The organism is Neorhizobium alkalisoli (assembly GCF_002968635.1).
Classification (GTDB): domain Bacteria; phylum Pseudomonadota; class Alphaproteobacteria; order Rhizobiales; family Rhizobiaceae; genus Neorhizobium; species Neorhizobium alkalisoli.
In genome coordinates this window covers 554,357-572,304 of the sequence record NZ_PVBN01000001.1, presented here as the reverse complement: position 1 = coordinate 572,304, position 17,948 = coordinate 554,357, and the positions used below count along the sequence as shown (strand labels likewise).

The following is a 17,948-nucleotide window of genomic DNA, read 5'->3' as shown; positions in this document are numbered from 1 at the left end:
CGACACCAGGAATCGTCTGCCGTGCTTATCTACATGATCCGCCACGGACAGACGGACTGGAACGCCGAAGGGCGTCTGCAGGGACAGCAGGATATTCCGCTCAATGCGCTGGGCCGGTCGCAAGCCAGCCGGAATGGCGAAAAGCTTCGGGAACTGATCGGGGCGGCGGAAAATTTTGCTTTCATCGCCAGCCCGTTGTCGCGAACGCGCGAAACCATGGAACGGCTTCGCGCCGCCATGGGGCTCGATCCGAACGCTTACCGGATCGACGAGCGGCTGAGGGAACTTTCCTTCGGCGATTGGGAAGGCCACACGCTGGCGGAAATCAGCCTGTCGTCGCCGGACCGCCTCACGGCTCGTGCACAGGAAAAGTGGAGCTTCATTCCCCCGGGGGAATTTGCCGAAAGCTACGAGATCCTCTGCTGGCGCATCGGCGCCTGGCTGCAGGCCGTCGAACAACCGACCGTGTGCATCAGCCACGGCGGCGTCATCCGCTCGCTCTACCGCCTGATCGGAAATCTGTCTGAAGATGACGCGGCAGCCGCACCGACGCCGCAGGACCGCATTCTCAGGATCGACAGAGATTGCGGCCGCCTGGAATGGCTTTGATCAATCGAGCCGCGGCTTAGCGGATCATAACCGCCCAAATAGATTTCAAAACTACTGGACGATCTCGAGGTCGTCCACGACCCGATGGCCGTCCACTTCCGTGTAGAAGACGAGAACTTTAACGCCGGCTTTGAGACCTTCGAAATTAAATTCCTCGGGCACCTTGTAGGTTTTTCCGTCGTCCAATGTCAGGCTCAGCGCCTTCACATCGACCGTCTTGATCGTTGCCTCGACGTCAGCGCTCTGCGCCCAGCCATTCAGGGGCGAAAAGATGCTCGCCGTGGCAAGCAGAGCAGCAATCAGGATACGCATGATCTTCGGCCTTGATGGAGTCGATGTTGTCTCGTTACGACGCACAGATAGCCTCCCGATTGTGGCGAAAATCGCCCGCTACCATGACATTTTCCGTACAAGTAATGACTTGATAGTTAACGCTTTTCAAGAGCTCCAAGGCGCTCGGCTCCATCGCCTGGAGTTACCCGGGGTGTTTACGCCAGCCACTCGCTTCCAGATTTTGCCGGCGGCCGGGGCAATCGGAAATTAACTCCCATCCTCTAGGCTTTTCCTGCACGTCACAAAAGTTAACGACAAAGGTTCGGGCGATTGAAATTCCCGCGTTCCTCCGCTTCTCAAGCTTTGCGCCTTTTTCGGCATCCGAAGGCTCCCGCCGCAATCGCCCTCGTCATCGCGCTGATGGTTATTGCGATCGCGGTGATCATAGACAAGCACCATACCGAAAGCTATCGCGCTGAGCTGCGAGGGACGACGGAGCGGGTGGCGGGGCTGCTGGCGCAGCGTTTTGCATCCCAGGCCGAAACGGACATCCTGGCCGCCGATCATTTGGTCCACGTCCTGCGAGAGGATTCGGACGGCTCGGTCGAAAGGTTCCAGCACTACGTCGACAACGCCTTCAAAAACGGGCGGCACTTTTTTGCCGTCGCGGTCGCGCCCAATTTCGAACTGAGCCAGGTCATTACCCGCGATGGGATCGTTAGCGGCACATCGGGCCGGATCGGCAATGTCGACCTCGCGCGTCTTGCAAGCGGTCTGAAGTCGGTCGACGGCCGCGGCCGTCTGTCTTTCCTCAGTGGGACGCAGGAAGACCACCTGACGCTGGTCATGCCTGTGCCTAAAACCGAAGAAGGAGGAGGTCTATGGGGTGCAATTGCCATCCTCATAGAGGAGAGAGCCTTCATCGAAGCCTCCGGCGTGACCTTTTCGCCAAATCCGATTGCGCAGACGAACCTTATCAATCTTGATTGGCTGAACATTGTCCTTCGCGACGCTGACCGGCCCGAATATTTCGCCTTCTACGGGGACGATTCCATCGAAGAACAGTCCCCGATGAAATGGGCGATCCCGCTCAAGGGCGCCAACTGGACCATGCTTGCCACGCCCCATTCCGGCTGGAACATAACACCACCGAACCAGTCACGCTTCCGCCTGGGAATAGCTCTGGCGGTATGCATGGTCATCGTGCCGATATTCGTCGCCGCGTCACTCATCTCGGAGCGCAACCGCCACATCACGATATTGAAGGCGCGCGAACTCAACCTCATGGAGCTGTCGCAGCGCTTCCACCTCGCCATGGAAGCCTCCAATATCGGCATATGGGAGGTGGCCGGCGAAAGCCACGAACTCTTCTGGGACGATCGCGCAGCCCAATTGCACGGTCAGGCTCCCGCGGGGAAAGGCACTCGCCTCGACGACTGGCTGAGCTCCGTCCACAAGGACGATCGGGCAGCCGCCGAGAAACACTTCTTCAACTGCACCTTCAGCAACAGCCCCTGCAACGAGACCTACCGTGTCGAACTTCCGGACGGTACGGTCCGCTACCTGAGGTCCGCAGGTGCCAACTATCGCAATGCGGACGGCACCCATAGAACGACCGGCATCGTTTGGGACGTAACCGCCGATACCGTGATGACCCAGACCCTGCGGAGCGCCAAGGAAAACACCGACATCAAGAATGCGGAACTGGAACTCGCGCTCGACGAACTTTCAAACCGCGAGCAGGAACTCGAAGAGCTCTCCACCCGGTTCGACCTCGCCCTCGCCTCCTACAATTGCGGCATATGGGAGTCCGACCCGCTCACGCATACGGAGATCTGGGATGCCCGCATGTGCCAGTTGCACGGCATTCCCTACACCGACGGCATCGTCTACGGCGACGAATGGATCAACCTCCTCCATCCGGACGATCGCGAACTGGCAAAACAGGGGTCGCATCATTTCAACGAGGATTTCCAGCCGGAACCGCTCGTCGCCCGGGTTCTGCAACAGGACGGATCGGTTCGATATATCCGCTCCATCGGGAAGTTGCATGTGACCCGCGACGGAGCGAAGAAGATGGTCGGCATCGCCTTCGACGTCACCCAGGATGCGATCCTCACCCAGCAGCTCAAGGCTGCCAAGGATGAAGCCGACGCCAAGAACGCGGAACTCGAGCTTGCCAAGAGCCGTATCGAGCACAATTCGCTGCACGATCCGCTGACGCTGCTCGCCAACCGCCGCAAGCTCGACGTGGAACTGGACAGGCTCTCCCGTTCAAGCCAGATCGAACGGCAGAAATTCTCGCTCCTGCACCTCGATCTCGACCGCTTCAAGCAGATCAACGATACGCTCGGCCATGCAGCAGGAGACGCCATGCTGGTGCATGCCTCACGCGTCCTGTCGCGCAATGTCCGGGGCACGGACGTCGTAGCCCGTATCGGCGGCGACGAATTCGTCATCCTGGCGATCGACAATGCCAGCGCCGAGGAGATGGCACAGCTCGCCCAGCGGATCATCGTCGAATTCCACCAGCCAATCGATTTCGAAGGCTTTTCGTGCCGTTGCGGCGTTTCGATCGGCATCGCCCAGGCAAGCGGCATGAATGTCGATGCCCGCCGCACTCTCGTCAATGCAGACCTCGCGCTTTATCGGGCGAAGGGCCTTGGCCGCAACCGATACGAATTCTTCACCCAGAACCTGCAGGCAGAAATCGTCAGCCACAAGCGCACCGCCGACGAGGTGCTTGCCGGTATAGACAACGACGAATTCACAAGCTGGTATCAGCCGCAGTTCGACGCGCGAACCAACGAGCTTGTCGGCGTCGAGGCGCTGATCCGCTGGAACCATCCGCATCACGGGATTCTCGCTCCGGATAAATTCCTGAAGATCGCTGAGGACCTGAACGTTTCGGCGACCCTCGACCAGATCGTGCTCGAGACCGCCATGAGGGACAAGCTGCGCTGGCTTGCGCGCGGCATCAAGATCCCCAAGGTTTCGGTGAACGTTTCTTCCAAGCGCCTGCATGACGAGCGGTTGATCGACAGATTGAAGCCCTTGGAAATCATTCCCGGAGAGATTTCCTTCGAGCTCGTGGAATCGATCTTCCTCGACGAAAGCGAGGACGTCGCCACTGAAAACCTGCAGCGCATCAAGGACCTCGGGATCGATATCGAAATCGATGATTTCGGAACCGGCCATACGTCCATCGTCAGTCTTCTGAAGCTGAAGCCGAAGCGCCTCAAGATCGACCGCCAGCTCGTCATGCCGATCCTCCATTCGCCGCAGGAGCGTGCGCTTGTCCGCTCGATCATCGACATCGCCCGGTCGCTCGGGGTCGAGACGGTGGCGGAAGGCGTCGAGACGATGCAGCACGCTGCGCTCTTGCGCGAACTGGGTTGCGATCTCCTGCAGGGTTACGCCTTTTCGCGACCGCTCTCCTTCAACGATTTTACTCAGGCAGCACTCGCGAACTGGCTGAAAGCGGCAGCCTAGAGATCATCGTTCACTCGGGCGGTCCAACCGTTCAAATAAGAAAGGCTTGTCGCCCGACGCCCTTTTTCATATGACAACCGCGTCAGCAGTCGGCGGGAGGCCAACTCCCGCCACAAACGGTTCCGCATTGCCATGTCGCACAATACGTTCGGTCACCTCTTCCGCGTCACCACCTGGGGCGAAAGCCATGGTCCGTCGCTCGGCTGCGTCGTGGATGGCTGCCCGCCCGGTCTCCGTTTCACCAATGCTGAAATCCAGGCCTGGATGGACAAGCGCAAGCCCGGCCAATCGCGTTTCGTCACGCAGCGACGCGAAGATGACATCGTCAAAGTGCTTTCGGGTGTCATGATGGATGCCGACGGCGAAACCATGATCTCGACCGGCACGCCGATCTCCATGCTGATCGAGAACACCGATCAGCGCTCCAAGGATTACGGCGAGATCGCCCAGCGATATCGCCCCGGGCATGCGGACTTTACCTACGACGTCAAATACGGCGTCCGCGACTATCGTGGCGGCGGTCGCTCCTCCGCCCGCGAAACCGCCGCGCGCGTCGCCGCCGGGGCGCTTGCGCGCAAGGTCGTGCCGGGCGCCAGCGTTCGCGCCGCGCTCATCCAGATCGGCAAGCACAAGATCAATCGCGCCAACTGGGATTGGGAGCAGGTCGACCGCAATCCCCTCTTTTCGCCGGATCCAGAGATCGTGCCCGTGTGGGAGGAGTATCTCGATTCGGTCCGCAAGAGCGGATCCTCGATCGGCGCCGTCGTGGAGGTCGTCGCCGAAGGCGTGCCGGCGGGTCTCGGCGCGCCGATCTACGGCAAGCTCGATCAGGACATTGCGAGCTACCTGATGTCCATCAACGCCGTGAAGGGCGTCGAAATCGGCGAGGGTTTCGCCTCCGCAGAACTCTCCGGCGAAGAAAACGCCGACGAAATGCGCATGGGCAACGACGGCAAACCGATCTTTCTGTCCAACCATGCAGGTGGCATCCTCGGGGGAATCTCGACCGGACAGCCGCTGGTCGCCCGGTTTGCCATCAAGCCCACCTCCTCGATCCTCACCGAAAGGCAGTCGATCGATGCGGCCGGCAACAATGTCGAAGTGCGCACCAAGGGCCGACACGATCCCTGTGTCGGCATCCGTGCCGTGCCGATCGGCGAAGCCATGGTTGCCTGCGCCATCGCCGACCATTATCTCCGTCATCGGGCCCAGACCGGGCAGACCCTTTAGGAAGACCGTCCATGACCTATGACCAGAAGCGCGTTGTCGATGCCATCCGGGCCTTCGAAGCCGGCGAAATCATTGTGGTTACGGATGATGACGATCGCGAGAACGAGGGAGACCTGATCGTCGCCGCCGTGCATTGCACACCGGACAAGATGGCCTTCATCGTGCGCCACACATCCGGCATCGTCTGCGCGCCCATGCCGCGCGAGGAAGCCAAGCGGCTGAACCTCAATGCCATGGTGGCCGAAAACGACAGCGCCCATACGACGGCGTTTACAGTTACCGTCGATTTCAAGCACGGCACGACCACCGGCATTTCCGCCGACGACAGGACGCTCACCGTCCGCAACCTCGCCAACCCGAATGCCGGCCCTTCGGATTTCGTGCGGCCCGGCCATATCTTCCCCCTCATTGCCCGCGAAGGCGGCGTCCTGATGCGTTCCGGCCATACGGAAGCGGCTGTCGATCTCTGCCGGCTCGCCGGCCTGCCGCCGATCGGCGTGATTTCGGAACTCGTCAACGACGACGGGACCGTGATGCGGGGCCAGCAGGTCGCCGACTTTGCGGTGAAGAACAGCATCAAGCAGGTCTCGGTGGCAGATCTGATTGCCTACCGCCAGCGCAAGGAAACGCTGATCGAACTGCAGTCCGAGTTCCAGATCGAAACGCCACACGGCAAGGCGAAGGCGCACGCCTACTCGCTTCCCTGGGATCCGATGCAGCATGTCGCCATCATCTTCGGCGACATTCGTGACGGCGTGGAAATTCCGGTCCGCCTGCATCTCGAAAATGTGGCGAGCGACGTGTTCGGTGCCCGCCGGCCGCTTGAAACCTATATGGCGAAAATCGCAGAAGAAGGCCGCGGCGTCATCATCTATCTCCGGGAAGGCTCAGTGGGCGTCGGCCAGACGGACCACGGCCGCAAACTCCGGCAGGATCAGGAGGCCCACGCGGAAGCTCAGGCGCGCGAAAGCGAATGGCTGGAGATCGGCCTCGGTGCACAGATCCTCAAGGATCTCGGCGTCACCTCGATCAAGCTTCTGACCCGCAGCGAGCGCCATTACGTCGGTCTGGAGGGCTTCGGAATCCAGATCGCCGAGACCATCATCTGCTGACGGAAGCTGCTGCTACCGCCCGGCGGCCAAGATCGCCTCAATGAAACGGTGAGCGTTCAGCGCATCCTCGCCCGTGACGCGCAGGCTCGCCGCGTTGCCGATGGCGTCGCAGAAGTTTTCGATGAGGGCACGGTGCAGTTCGTGCCCGAAGGCCATCGGATCGGCACCTGCGCCGCTGCCTGAATTGTCTCCGCCGGCGCTAACCCGCGTGCCGTCCGTGAACGCAGCCTGAAGCGTGTCGCCCGAGAGGACCGCAGTTCCCTTGGTGCCGATCAATTCGACCCGGTCCGGCAAGCCTGGATAGGCGCAAGTCGTGGCGTTCAGGGTTCCGATCGCCCCGCCTTCAAACGAGAAGGTCGCCGCCACCAGATCTTCGGTTTCCATGGAATGAATGGGGCTGGTCCTGACAAAGGACGCGACCTCCTGGGGAAGACCTGCAAAGCTCAGCAGCAAATCGATGGTGTGAATGCCCTGCGTCAGCAGGACCCCGCCGCCATCCCGCGCCCGCGTACCTCGCCCTTCCACGTCGTAATAGCTTTGGGGGCGCCAGTTGCGGATCGCGGCAGACGCTTCGACCAGGCTCCCGAGCCGACCGGTCTTGACGATCTCGTCGAGCGCCAGCACCGCCGCCCGAAACCGGTTTTGCAGCACGACGCCGAACAGGACACCAGCCTGCTCGGCAATGCGGACGATCGTTTCGGATCTTTCGAGCGTGATATCGAGCGGCTTTTCGAGAAGGATATGCTTTTTTGCGGCGGCGGCACGCCGGGCGAGTTCGAGATGGGTGTTCGGCGGCGTCAGGATCAGCACGGCCTCGATTGCCCCATCGTCGAAGATGGCATCGAGGTCACCGCAGGTGGGGATGGGGTGCTGGGCAGCGAAAGCTTCCCGCCTCGCCGCGGTCGGGCTGTAGGCCGCCACGCATTCGATCCTGTCGGAGAGGTCGAGCAGGCTGCGGGCATGATGGCCTGCTGCCATGCCGAGCCCAATCATCGCCACTTTCAGCTTTGTCATCCGTGCCTCCCCAAAGCGCTTCCTCAGGACCTGTTTATCGAGGCGGACGGCTTTTGCGAAGCGGGAACATCGCAGGTTTTCTCCCGGTCACACCTATTCCATCCGGACGAAGTGTCGCTCGCAACTTGGCGATATCGCCAATTTTAGGGGAACAAGCCGGCCCGGCTTGCAGTTACACCGCAAACCTTTCACGGCGAGGGCCCCACCGATGAATACCCGTCCCCAATTCGCATCGCGAATCTCGCTCTCGCAATTGCCGCCTCAGATCTATTACGTCCACCCCCTGATGCTTAAGGGGCTCGATGCCTGGCGCGAAGTCTTTGCCCACGCGCGAGATCTAGGCTTCGACACCGTACTGACGGCACCTCTCTTCGAACGAGGGACCAACGCAAGTGTCTTCGTGACGAAGGATTTCGACCGGCTGGACCCTCATCTGGGGCTCGGGCAATCGCCTGAAGACGGCTTCAAGGCTCTGGTTGCCGCCGCACGCCAAAACAACATCAGGCTGATGCTCGACATCGTGATCGACCGCGTTGCTGTCGACACCGAGGAGGCAAGGCCGACCATTGCCGACCCGCGTGTGGCGCCGCAGGAAAGCTGCAGCCGCCGCATCGATTTCCTGAGCGAAGCCCGCCATATCGAAGACTGGCGGAACCGCCTCGCATGGCTGGCGGGGCTCGGGATTGCGGGTTTCCGCTGCCTCGGCATTGGCCGTATCGCTCCGGAAGCCTGGTATGATCTAATTTTCTCGACCCGCAAAGCCACGCCGGAAACGACCTTCCTCGCCTGGACACCCGGCAGCGCATTCGAGGACCGCAAGGCGTTGCAGGGAACGGGTTTCGACGGCAGCTTCTCCTCCTTCGCATGGTGGAACCTGGAAGAACGCTGGATCATGGACGAATACCAGGTCCAGCGGGAACTCGGCTATCAGGTCACATTCCCGGAGGCTCCCTTCGGCAAGCGCATGGCGCACGGGACGGACAGCTGCGAAGTGCTCCAGCGCAAGGCCATCCGGGCACTGAAGCTGGCATCGACCTTCGCCAGCGGCCTGATGATCCCCATGGGTTTCGAATATGGCGCGGCGGTTCCCCTGGATCCCCTGCACGGCGACGGGCTCGGCCTGCGGGGGCTGCGGGAACGCGGATCCTTCGATCTCTCGGGCGATATCCGCGCGACCAACGCAAGCACCAACAAGACAGCCGCCGGTTTTGCCCGCCAGCCACTCAGGCTCATTTCCACCAGCCAGGCACCCGCCGTTGCGCTTCTGCAGACCGACAGCGAGGACCCACGCACCTCCGAACGGATCAGGGTCGTGGTCTTGAACCGGGATGTGCGCCGCGTGGCAAACGCGCCGTACAACGTGTTGCGCGAGGCCGCCGCCCCCTTCCTGCCGCTGACATCGCGCGAGGACGAGAACGAAATCTTCGCCCCTCAGCTCAAACTGAAGCCCGGAGAGTTGCGCGTCTTCGAGGGACGGGCGTCGATACCCATTATCGATGCAGTCCCCGTGCCGGAGATCAACACGGCAGCGGCATCTCCGCGACTTGCCATCGAGAAGATCACTCCCTCTGTCGACGACGGCCGCTTCGTGGTGAAGCGGGTGGTCGGCGAAACGGTGAAGGTGGAGGCCGACATATTCGGCGACGGACACGATCCGCTTTCAGCGGCGCTGCTCTGGCGCACTGCGGACGATACGGCATGGCAGCAGACGCCCATGCAGCTGGTACTCAACGATCGCTGGCAGGCGGAATTTCCCCTAAAGCGCGTTGGGCGACACGAATTTGCAATCGAGGGCTGGCGCAATCCCTTCGCCATCTTCCGCTACGAGTTCACCAAGAAACATGAAGCGCGGCTGGATCTTCGGCTGGAAATCCAGGAAGGGATCAATCTCGTCCTGGATGCGCTCGATTATGCGGAGGGCAAGATCAAATCCCGCCTGCAGAAGCTCTTCGACGAGTTGACGGCGGCTCAGGATCAGCGGCGAACGGAAATCCTGCTGGCGCCAGACACCGCCGAGCTGATGGCGGAGGCGGACCGCCGACCCCATCGCGTCCGCTCGCAGGTGATCCCCGTCGATGCGGAACGGACCGCTGCCGCCTTTGCCAGCTGGTACCAGGTTTTCCCGCGCTCCCAGAGCGGCGATCCAAATCGGCACGGCACCTTCGACGATGTCATCCGCCGCCTGCCGGCAATCCGCGCGATGGGCTTCGACGTGCTCTATTTCCCACCGATCCACCCGATCGGCACGACAAACCGCAAGGGCAAGAACAACACGCTCAACGCGGGGCCAAACGATCCGGGCAGTCCCTATGCGATCGGCTCGGACGCCGGCGGCCACGACGCGATCCATCCCGAACTTGGTACATTCGACGATTTCCGGCGCCTGGTAGAAGCCGCCGAGGGAGAGGGTCTGGAGATCGCGCTCGATCTGGCTATCCAGTGCTCGCCCGATCATCCCTGGCTGAAGCAGCATCCGGGATGGTTCGACTGGCGGCCGGACGGCACGATCCGATATGCCGAAAACCCGCCCAAGAAATACGAAGACATCGTCAATGTCGATTTCTACGCGAGCAATGCGATCCCCTCTCTATGGGTGGAGTTACGCGATGTCGTGCAGACGTGGGTCGACAATGGCGTCAAACTTTTCCGGGTCGACAATCCCCACACGAAACCCTTCCCGTTCTGGGAGTGGCTGATCGCCGACATCCGCTCGCGGCATCCGGAGGTCGTTTTTCTGTCGGAAGCCTTCACCAAACCGAAGGTCATGTACCGGCTGGCGAAGATCGGCTTCTCGCAGTCCTACACCTATTTCACCTGGCGGAACGCCAAGTGGGAACTCGAGCAGTATATGCGCGAGATCACCACGGAAGAGCCGAAGGATTTCTTCCGACCGCACTTCTTCGTCAACACGCACGATATCAATCCGGACTTCCTGCAGAACGCGCCGCGCCCGGCCTATCTGATCCGCGCAGCGCTCGCCGCCACGCTTTCCGGTCTCTGGGGCGTCTACAACGGCTTCGAGCTCTGCGAGGGCCGGCCGGACGTCAAGCGCAAGGAATATGCCGATTCCGAAAAATACGAAATCCGCGCCTGGGACTACGACCGGCCGGGCAACATCAAATCCGAAATTACCCTGCTCAACCGGATCAGGAGCGAGAACCCGGCGCTCCATTCACATCTCGGCCTGCAGCTCCTCGCGGCCTGGAACGACAACATCATGTTCTATGAGAGGACGAGCCCCGGACGCGAGAATGCTCTGCTCATTGCCGTCAACCTCGATCCCCATAACGCTCAGGAGGCGGATGTCGAAATTCCGCTCTGGTCATGGAACCTCCCGGACCATGGCGCACTTGACGTCGAAGACCTGATTACCGGCCAGAAATTCACATTGACCGGAAAGGTCCAGCGCATCCGGCTCGATCCGCATCATGGCCTGCCATTTGCGATCTGGCGCGTGAGGTAAGGGAGGAAAAGATGGATATGACGGGTAACCGCGGCCAGTCGCAGAACCAGGCTCATCCCCACGAGGCGGATCCGCTGTGGTACAAGGACGCGATCATCTACCAGCTTCACATCAAGTCGTTCTTCGACGCCAACGGCGACGGAATCGGCGACTTCAAGGGGCTGCACGAGAAGCTCGATCACGTCGCTTCGCTGGGAGCCAATACGATCTGGCTTTTGCCCTTCTTCCCCTCTCCGCGCCGCGACGACGGTTACGACATCGCCGACTACACGAATGTCAGCCCCGACTATGGAACCATCGAAGAATTCACGGCCTTCGTGGAGGCCGCCCATCAACGGGGCCTCAGGGTCGTCATCGAGCTTGTCATAAATCACACCTCCGATCAGCATCCGTGGTTCCAGCGGGCGCGGCATTCGCCGCCCGGCTCGCCGGAACGGGATTTCTACGTATGGTCGGACAACGATCATAAATTCCCGGAAACCCGCATCATCTTCCTGGATACGGAAAAATCGAACTGGACCTGGGATCCTGTCGCCGGAGCCTATTACTGGCACCGCTTCTATTCGCACCAGCCGGATCTGAACTTCGACAACCCGCTGGTGCTGGAGGAACTGCTCGGCGTGATGCGGTTCTGGCTCGAGACCGGCATCGACGGGTTCCGGCTCGATGCCATTCCCTATCTCATCGAGCGCGAGGGGACCATTAACGAGAACCTGCCCGAGACGCACGATATCCTGAAGAAGATCCGCGCCGCCCTGGATTCCAGCCATCCGGGCCGGATGCTGCTCGCCGAGGCGAACCAATGGCCCGAGGATACGCGGGAATATTTCGGCGACGGCGACGAATGCCACATGGCCTTCCATTTTCCGCTGATGCCCCGCATGTACATGGCGATCGCCAAGGAAGACCGCTTCCCGATCACCGACATCATGCGGCAGACCCCTGAAATCCCGGAGAACTGCCAATGGGCCATCTTCCTTCGGAACCATGACGAGCTGACGCTGGAAATGGTGACCGACGAAGAGCGCGATTACCTCTGGAACATCTATGCCGCGGACCGGCGCGCGCGCATCAATCTCGGCATCCGTCGGCGGCTCTCGCCACTGATGGAACGGGACCGGCGGCGCGTGGAGCTGATGAACGGGCTGCTGCTGTCGATGCCCGGCACGCCGGTCGTCTACTATGGCGACGAAATAGGCATGGGCGACAACATCTATCTGGGGGACCGCGACGGCGTTCGCACTCCCATGCAGTGGTCGCCGGACCGCAACGGCGGTTTCTCCAAGGCGGATCCCGCCCGGCTCGTCCTGCCACCGATCATGGATCCGCTCTACGGCTATGAGGCCGTGAATGTCGAAGCCCAGGGAGCAGACGCGCATTCGCTGCTCAACTGGACGAGGCGAATGCTGGCGCTGCGCAACAAGCACATGGCTTTCGGACGCGGCTCCTTAAGGTTCCTGTCACCCGGAAACCGCAAGATCCTCGCCTATCTTCGCGAGCACGACGGCGAGACGATCCTCTGCGTCGCCAACCTCTCGCGACTGCCGCAGGCGGTGGAACTCGATCTCGCCCAATTTGCAGGCCGCGTGCCGATCGAGCTGACCGGCATGTCGCCGTTCCCCCCGATCGGGCAGCTTACCTATCTGCTGACACTGCCACCCTACGGCTTCTTCTGGTTCCAGCTCGCGGTCGAAGCAGACGGCCCGGTCTGGCGCACGGAGCCGCCCGAGCAGTTGCAGGACATGGTGACGATGGTGATCCGCCGGGATCTGCAGGAACTGATGGACGAGCAAAGGCTGACGAATACGTTCTCGCAAGAGGTTCTGCCGGCCTATCTCGGCAAGCGTCGCTGGTTCGGCTCGAAAGGCGAGATCTTGCACTCCGCCAGGTTGACGACGGCAACCCCGATCGCCTTCGCCAACAACATCCTTCTCGGCGAACTGGAGGTCGATCTCGGCGGCCGCACGGATACCTATCTTCTACCGCTCGCCGTCTCGTGGGACGAGAACCAGCCGAGCGCGCTTGCCCAGCAACTTGCGCTGGCGCGCATTCGTCAGGGCCGCCGTGTCGGCTTCCTGACGGACGGTTTTGCGATGGAGGGTCTGGCCCGCGGCGTGATACGGGGGCTTTGCGAACGAGCGGTGATTTCCGGCCGGGCCGGCACCCTGGAATTCCTTGGAACCGATCATCTCGACTGCGTACACGTCAACGACGATATGCAGGTCCACTGGCTTTCGGCGGAACAGTCCAACAGTTCGCTCATCCTCGGCGACATGGCGATGGTGAAACTCATCCGCCACATCTTCCCGGGCACTCACCCCGAAGTGGAGATGACGCGATATCTGACTGACGTCGGCTACAAGAACACTGCCCAATTGCTCGGCGAGGTGGCTCGGATCGCGCCGGATGGCAACCGGTATACGTTGATCATCGTTCAAGGCGCCATTCGCAACCAGGGAGACGCCTGGAACTGGATGCTCAGCAACCTTCGCCGTTCGATCGACGAGATCGTGGTCACCGGTCTGGATGGCGACGCCGTCGACGACCATTTCAAACCGCTCGTCGATTTCGTCACCATGATCGGGACGCGGCTCGGCGAACTGCATGTGGCCCTGGCGCAGCAGACGGACGACGAGGCATTCAAGCCGGTACGGGCCACCGATGCGGATGTGCACAAATGGCGCGAGTCGGTCGTCCGCCAGATTGCCCACAGCCTGTCGCTGCTCGAAGCAAAGACGGAATTGCTCGAAGGCGAGGCGCAGCGGGAAGCGAAGGCGCTGCTTGAACGCCGTGACGACCTGCTGAGCGTGGCCGCAAATCTGGCGGAGGCTGCCAAGAACACGGTGATGACGCGCAACCACGGTGACTTTCACCTCGGCCAGATCCTGGTGGCGGAAAGCGACGCCTACATCATCGACTTCGAGGGCGAGCCGACCCGGGATCTCGCCGACCGCCGCGCGAAGGCCAATCCACTGCGCGACGTTGCCGGGCTCCTCCGGTCGCTGAGCTATCTGGCCGCTTCCGCCGATCTTCACAGGGAGGTGGTGAACGAAGTGGACCACGATCGCCACAACGCGCTCGTCACCCGCTTTATAGAGAGGGCGGAGCCGGCCTTCCTGCAGGCTTATTTCGACGCCACCGAAGCGTCCGACGCGTTGCGGATCCCCAGTGAGGCCCGCGACCGTATTCTCAACCTCTTCCTGCTCGAAAAAGCGGCCTACGAGATCGCCTACGAAGTGCGCAGCCGGCCGCACTGGCTCCCTCTTCCGCTTGCCGGCTTCTCGGCAATCGCGTCAAGACTTCTGGAGAACGCCTGATGAGATACGAGCGTACAGACCTGATGATCGGCACGGTCCGCGAGGGCCTGCAGGCCCTGGTGGAAGGTCGGCATGGCGATCCCTTTTCCATTCTCGGCCGTCACCAGTATGGCGATCTGACGATCGTCCGCGCCTTGCTGCCCGGAGCCGTCGCGGTGGAAGTCGTTGAAGCGGCGACCGGCAAGATACTGACGCAACTCGAATCCATCCACGAGGGTGGTCTGTTTGCCGGCGTCACCGGCAGCACAGCTCCGTATTTCTTCAGAATTGCCTGGCCGGACACGGTCCAGGAAATGGAAGACCCCTATGCTTTTCCCCTGCTGCTCGGCGATCTCGACCTGCATCTGATCGGCCAGGGTACCCACTACGACCTGGGCAGAACGCTCGGCGCAATCCCAATGGAGGTCGAAGGGGTGGCCGGGGTGCGTTTTTCCGTTTGGGCACCGAACGCCCAACGCGTCTCCGTGGTGGGCGACTTCAATGTCTGGGACGGCCGCCGTCACCCGATGCGGCTTCGTCCGCAAGCCGGCGTTTGGGAGCTTTTTATCCCGCGCCTCACCCATGGCGAACGGTATAAATTCGAACTTGTCGATGCGCACGGCAATCTGCTGCCGCAGAAGGCAGATCCGGTAGCCCGCGCCAGCGAGGCGGCGCCTTCGACGGCCTCCATCGTGGCGTCGTCAAAGCCATTCCGCTGGACGGACGAGGAATGGATGCGCGCGCGCCGCGCCGACCGTTCCGGCGAAGGCGCGATCTCCGTTTACGAGGTGCATCTCGGTTCATGGGTAAGGGTCAGCGAAGAGGATAACCGGGTACTGGACTGGGTCGAGCTCAGCCAACGGCTGGTCCCCTACGTGCAAAACCTCGGCTTCACCCATATCGAAATGCTGCCGATCATGGAACATCCGTTCGGCGGATCCTGGGGATATCAGCCGCTCGGGCTGTTTGCCCCGACGGGCCGCTACGGAACTCCGGAGGATTTCGCCTATTTCATCGACCGTTGCCACGAAGCCGGCATCGGGGTCATCCTGGACTGGGTTCCGGCGCATTTCCCCACCGACGTCTGGGGGCTCGCGCGCTTCGACGGCACCGCGCTTTACGAACACGCGGATCCGCGCGAGGGTTTCCACAAGGACTGGAATACCCTCATCTACAATCTCGGCCGCAACGAGGTGAAGGGTTTTCTGATCGCCTCGGCACTCGAATGGCTCGAACACTACCACGTGGACGGGCTGCGCGTGGACGCCGTAGCCTCGATGCTCTACCGGGACTACAGCCGCAACGAAGGCGAATGGATGCCCAACCAATACGGGGGCCGGGAAAACCTGGAATCCGTCGAGTTCTTCAAGCACCTGAACAGCATCATCCATAACCGCTGCCCGCATGCCTTCACCGTGGCGGAGGAATCCACGGCCTGGCCCGGTGTCACGAAGAAGCCGGAAGACGGAGGCCTCGGCTTCGACTTCAAGTGGAACATGGGCTGGATGCACGACACGCTGCACTACATGCAGGACGATCCGATCTATCGCAAATACCATTACGGGGCGATGACCTTCGGCATGATCTATGCCTATTCCGAACGCTTCATGCTTCCGATCTCCCACGACGAGGTCGTGCACGGCAAAGGCTCGCTGCTCGGGAAAATGCCGGGCGATCATTGGCAGAAGCTTGCAAACCTCCGCGCCTATTACGGGTTCATGTGGGGGCATCCGGGAAAGAAGCTGCTGTTCATGGGCTGCGAGATCGCGCAGGAAACCGAGTGGAGCCACGACGGCTCGCTCCATTGGGACCTGCTCGACAGGCCCGAGCATGCCGGCGTGCAGAAACTGATCGCGGACCTGAACCGGCTCTATGCGCAGGAGCCAGCCCTGCAGTACAGCGACCTGCACCACGAAGGCTTCGAATGGGCTGTCGCCGACGATTCGGAAAACTCCATCTACGGCATGTTGCGCAGCACCGCAGACAGATCATCCCATATCCTCGTCATGTCGAACATGACGCCGGTCCCGCGGCACGGCTACCGGGTCGGCGTACCCGCGGAGGGGCGATGGGGAGTCATCCTCAACACGGATGCCGGTCTCTATGGCGGCGCCAATCTGGGACAGACGGAAGCCTGGACCGAAAGGCAGTCTTCACACGGAAAGGAATTTTCGATCCCGCTGACGCTGCCGCCGCTCGCCACCGTCTTCCTGCGATGGAAAGGCTGACGCGTCGCGCGAGAAGCTAGTCGCGCCAGCCTGGCTGATACGTGATCTTCTCCACGCCGGCAAAGCGCGCGACGCGGAGAAGTTCAGCCTCTAGCTTTTCCAGCCGACCAGCTGACGGGCGAATGCCTTTTTCCAGCCACAGGCGCTTCACGTCGAGTACATCCGATTTCCGGTCGGCCTTCATGTCGATCCGACCGATCATCCGGTCACCCTCCAGCAGCGGGAAGACATAATAGCCGTATTGCCGTTTCGGCTCCGGCACGAAGACTTCAATGCGGTAGAAGAAATTGAAAAGACGCTCCGCGCGGTCTCGGTTGCGCAGCAGCGGGTCAAATGGGCTGAGCACGCGCACCCGGGCCGGCGGCTCGAGAAGATCGCCCAGATTTTCGGGAAATCCCGCAAAGGCAAAGGATGGCCGCGGCTTGCTGCCGTCGGCGGGTTCCACCAGAACCTCCGTCAACTCATCCCGATGGTCCGTAACCCATCCCTTGGCTTCCTGGGGCGTCACGATATCCCAGAAAGCGGCAATCTCGCCGGATGTCGCGAATCCGAGTTTCTGGAGTGCCGTGCGGCAAGCCCAGTCGATAAACTCTTCGTGGCTCACCTCCGGCTCGTGGTGATGCGGTGGAATGACGCGTTCAGCGAGGTCATAAACTTTCTGGAAGTTCACTCGTCCGGCGATCGCGAGCTTTCCGATATGCCAGTAGTATTCGAGCGCCGTCTTGTTCGGATGCCAGTTCCACCAGCCGCCCGACTTGTGATCCTCGACCTTCATGTCCCGCGACATGATCGCGCCATTCTCCGCGATATGCCGGAAGGTGTCTTCGAAGGCGGAATCGAAACCCTCGCCGTGCCATTTCCTCCATCGCTCCGCCAGGACCGGCTCGCGACGGCGGAAGCGATGTTTCCAGTAACGAAACATCCGCGACGGGATGATCGAGGCATCGTGCGTCCAGTGCTCGAAGAGTTCGCGATCCTTCTCGAGGAGCGCAGTCAGATGGTCGCGCCTGTAAGTCTGGTTGCGCGAAAAGAGGATCATGTGATGGGCGCGCTCGACGGTCGCGATACTGTCGACCTGCACGAAGCCCAGATCATCGATGAGCTGCAGGAGCCCCGCCTTGGTAAGAGCACGCCCGGGCGGCTCGGAAAGCCGCTGCCGTTCGAGGAATATCTTTCGGGCCTGATCGTTCGGAATGAGAATCGCCATGGATGTTAGACTAGGATGCCATCG

At 61.3% G+C, this 17,948-nt stretch carries 10 protein-coding genes; 7 read left to right on the top strand and 3 right to left on the bottom strand.

Annotated elements, in window-relative coordinates:
- Window positions 1–21: 21 nt before the first annotated feature.
- Window positions 22–609, top strand: a complete 588-nt coding sequence (locus C5L13_RS02675; protein WP_105381688.1) for a histidine phosphatase family protein — start codon at window positions 22–24, stop codon at window positions 607–609.
- 51 nt (window positions 610–660) lie between these two features.
- Here C5L13_RS02675 and C5L13_RS02670 read toward each other — a convergent pair whose 3' ends face one another.
- Window positions 661–921 carry a DUF1344 domain-containing protein gene (locus tag C5L13_RS02670; RefSeq protein WP_105381687.1) on the bottom strand — a complete coding sequence of 87 codons (261 nt, stop codon included), beginning with the start codon at window positions 919–921 and terminating at the stop codon, window positions 661–663.
- Window positions 922–1,212: 291 nt separating this feature from the next.
- Here C5L13_RS02670 and C5L13_RS02660 point away from each other — a divergent pair, with 291 nt between their 5' ends.
- The 3 genes from C5L13_RS02660 (at window position 1,213) to ribB (ending at window position 6,716) form a co-directional block, all read left to right on the top strand.
- Complete coding sequence (locus tag C5L13_RS02660) at window positions 1,213–4,374, top strand: bifunctional diguanylate cyclase/phosphodiesterase (protein ID WP_342588148.1); 3,162 nt, start codon at window positions 1,213–1,215, stop codon at window positions 4,372–4,374.
- Window positions 4,375–4,506: 132 nt separating this feature from the next.
- A complete protein-coding gene (gene aroC / locus C5L13_RS02655; protein WP_105381685.1) occupies window positions 4,507–5,604 on the top strand; it encodes a chorismate synthase in 1,098 nt (365 codons plus the stop codon).
- 11 nt (window positions 5,605–5,615) lie between these two features.
- The gene (gene ribB / locus C5L13_RS02650; RefSeq protein ID WP_105381684.1) at window positions 5,616–6,716 is read left to right on the top strand and encodes a 3,4-dihydroxy-2-butanone-4-phosphate synthase; all 1,101 of its coding nucleotides are present in this window, start codon (window positions 5,616–5,618) and stop codon (window positions 6,714–6,716) included.
- A 12-nt stretch (window positions 6,717–6,728) separates the two neighbouring features.
- Here the strand turns inward: ribB and C5L13_RS02645 are convergent, their stop codons facing one another.
- Window positions 6,729–7,730, bottom strand: a complete 1,002-nt coding sequence (locus tag C5L13_RS02645; RefSeq protein ID WP_105381683.1) for a Gfo/Idh/MocA family protein — start codon at window positions 7,728–7,730, stop codon at window positions 6,729–6,731.
- A 208-nt stretch (window positions 7,731–7,938) separates the two neighbouring features.
- On the opposite strand from C5L13_RS02645, the gene C5L13_RS02640 reads away from it, so the two are divergent.
- Genes C5L13_RS02640 through glgB form a run of 3 tightly spaced genes read left to right on the top strand, consistent with a single transcriptional unit; the run spans window position 7,939 to window position 16,717 of the window.
- A complete protein-coding gene (locus tag C5L13_RS02640; protein WP_105381682.1) occupies window positions 7,939–11,193 on the top strand; it encodes an alpha-1,4-glucan--maltose-1-phosphate maltosyltransferase in 3,255 nt (1,084 codons plus the stop codon).
- An 11-nt stretch (window positions 11,194–11,204) separates the two neighbouring features.
- Window positions 11,205–14,510: a maltose alpha-D-glucosyltransferase gene (gene treS, locus C5L13_RS02635; RefSeq protein WP_105381681.1), complete on the top strand. Its 3,306-nt coding sequence runs from the start codon at window positions 11,205–11,207 to the stop codon at window positions 14,508–14,510.
- Window positions 14,510–16,717, top strand: a complete 2,208-nt coding sequence (gene glgB / locus C5L13_RS02630) for a 1,4-alpha-glucan branching protein GlgB (RefSeq protein ID WP_105381680.1) — start codon at window positions 14,510–14,512, stop codon at window positions 16,715–16,717. The genes treS and glgB overlap by 1 nt, the downstream gene beginning before the upstream one ends.
- Window positions 16,718–16,733: 16 nt before the next feature.
- Here glgB and C5L13_RS02625 read toward each other — a convergent pair whose 3' ends face one another.
- Entirely contained in the window at window positions 16,734–17,924 is a 1,191-nt protein-coding gene (locus tag C5L13_RS02625; protein WP_105381679.1) for a winged helix-turn-helix domain-containing protein, read from the bottom strand.
- Window positions 17,925–17,948: the final 24 nt, after the last annotated feature.

Excerpts from the sequence above, each read along its gene's own strand:
- glgB (WP_105381680.1), top strand. The coding sequence starts at position 14,510 with ATGAGATACGAGCGTACAGACCTGATGATCGGCACGGTCCGCGAGGGC.
- aroC (WP_105381685.1), top strand. The coding sequence starts at position 4,507 with ATGTCGCACAATACGTTCGGTCACCTCTTCCGCGTCACCACCTGGGGC.
- treS (WP_105381681.1), top strand. The coding sequence starts at position 11,205 with ATGGATATGACGGGTAACCGCGGCCAGTCGCAGAACCAGGCTCATCCC.
- C5L13_RS02640 (WP_105381682.1), top strand. The coding sequence starts at position 7,939 with ATGAATACCCGTCCCCAATTCGCATCGCGAATCTCGCTCTCGCAATTG.
- C5L13_RS02670 (WP_105381687.1), bottom strand. The coding sequence starts at position 921 with ATGCGTATCCTGATTGCTGCTCTGCTTGCCACGGCGAGCATCTTTTCG.
- C5L13_RS02625 (WP_105381679.1), bottom strand. The coding sequence starts at position 17,924 with ATGGCGATTCTCATTCCGAACGATCAGGCCCGAAAGATATTCCTCGAA.
- C5L13_RS02645 (WP_105381683.1), bottom strand. The coding sequence starts at position 7,730 with ATGACAAAGCTGAAAGTGGCGATGATTGGGCTCGGCATGGCAGCAGGC.
- ribB (WP_105381684.1), top strand. The coding sequence starts at position 5,616 with ATGACCTATGACCAGAAGCGCGTTGTCGATGCCATCCGGGCCTTCGAA.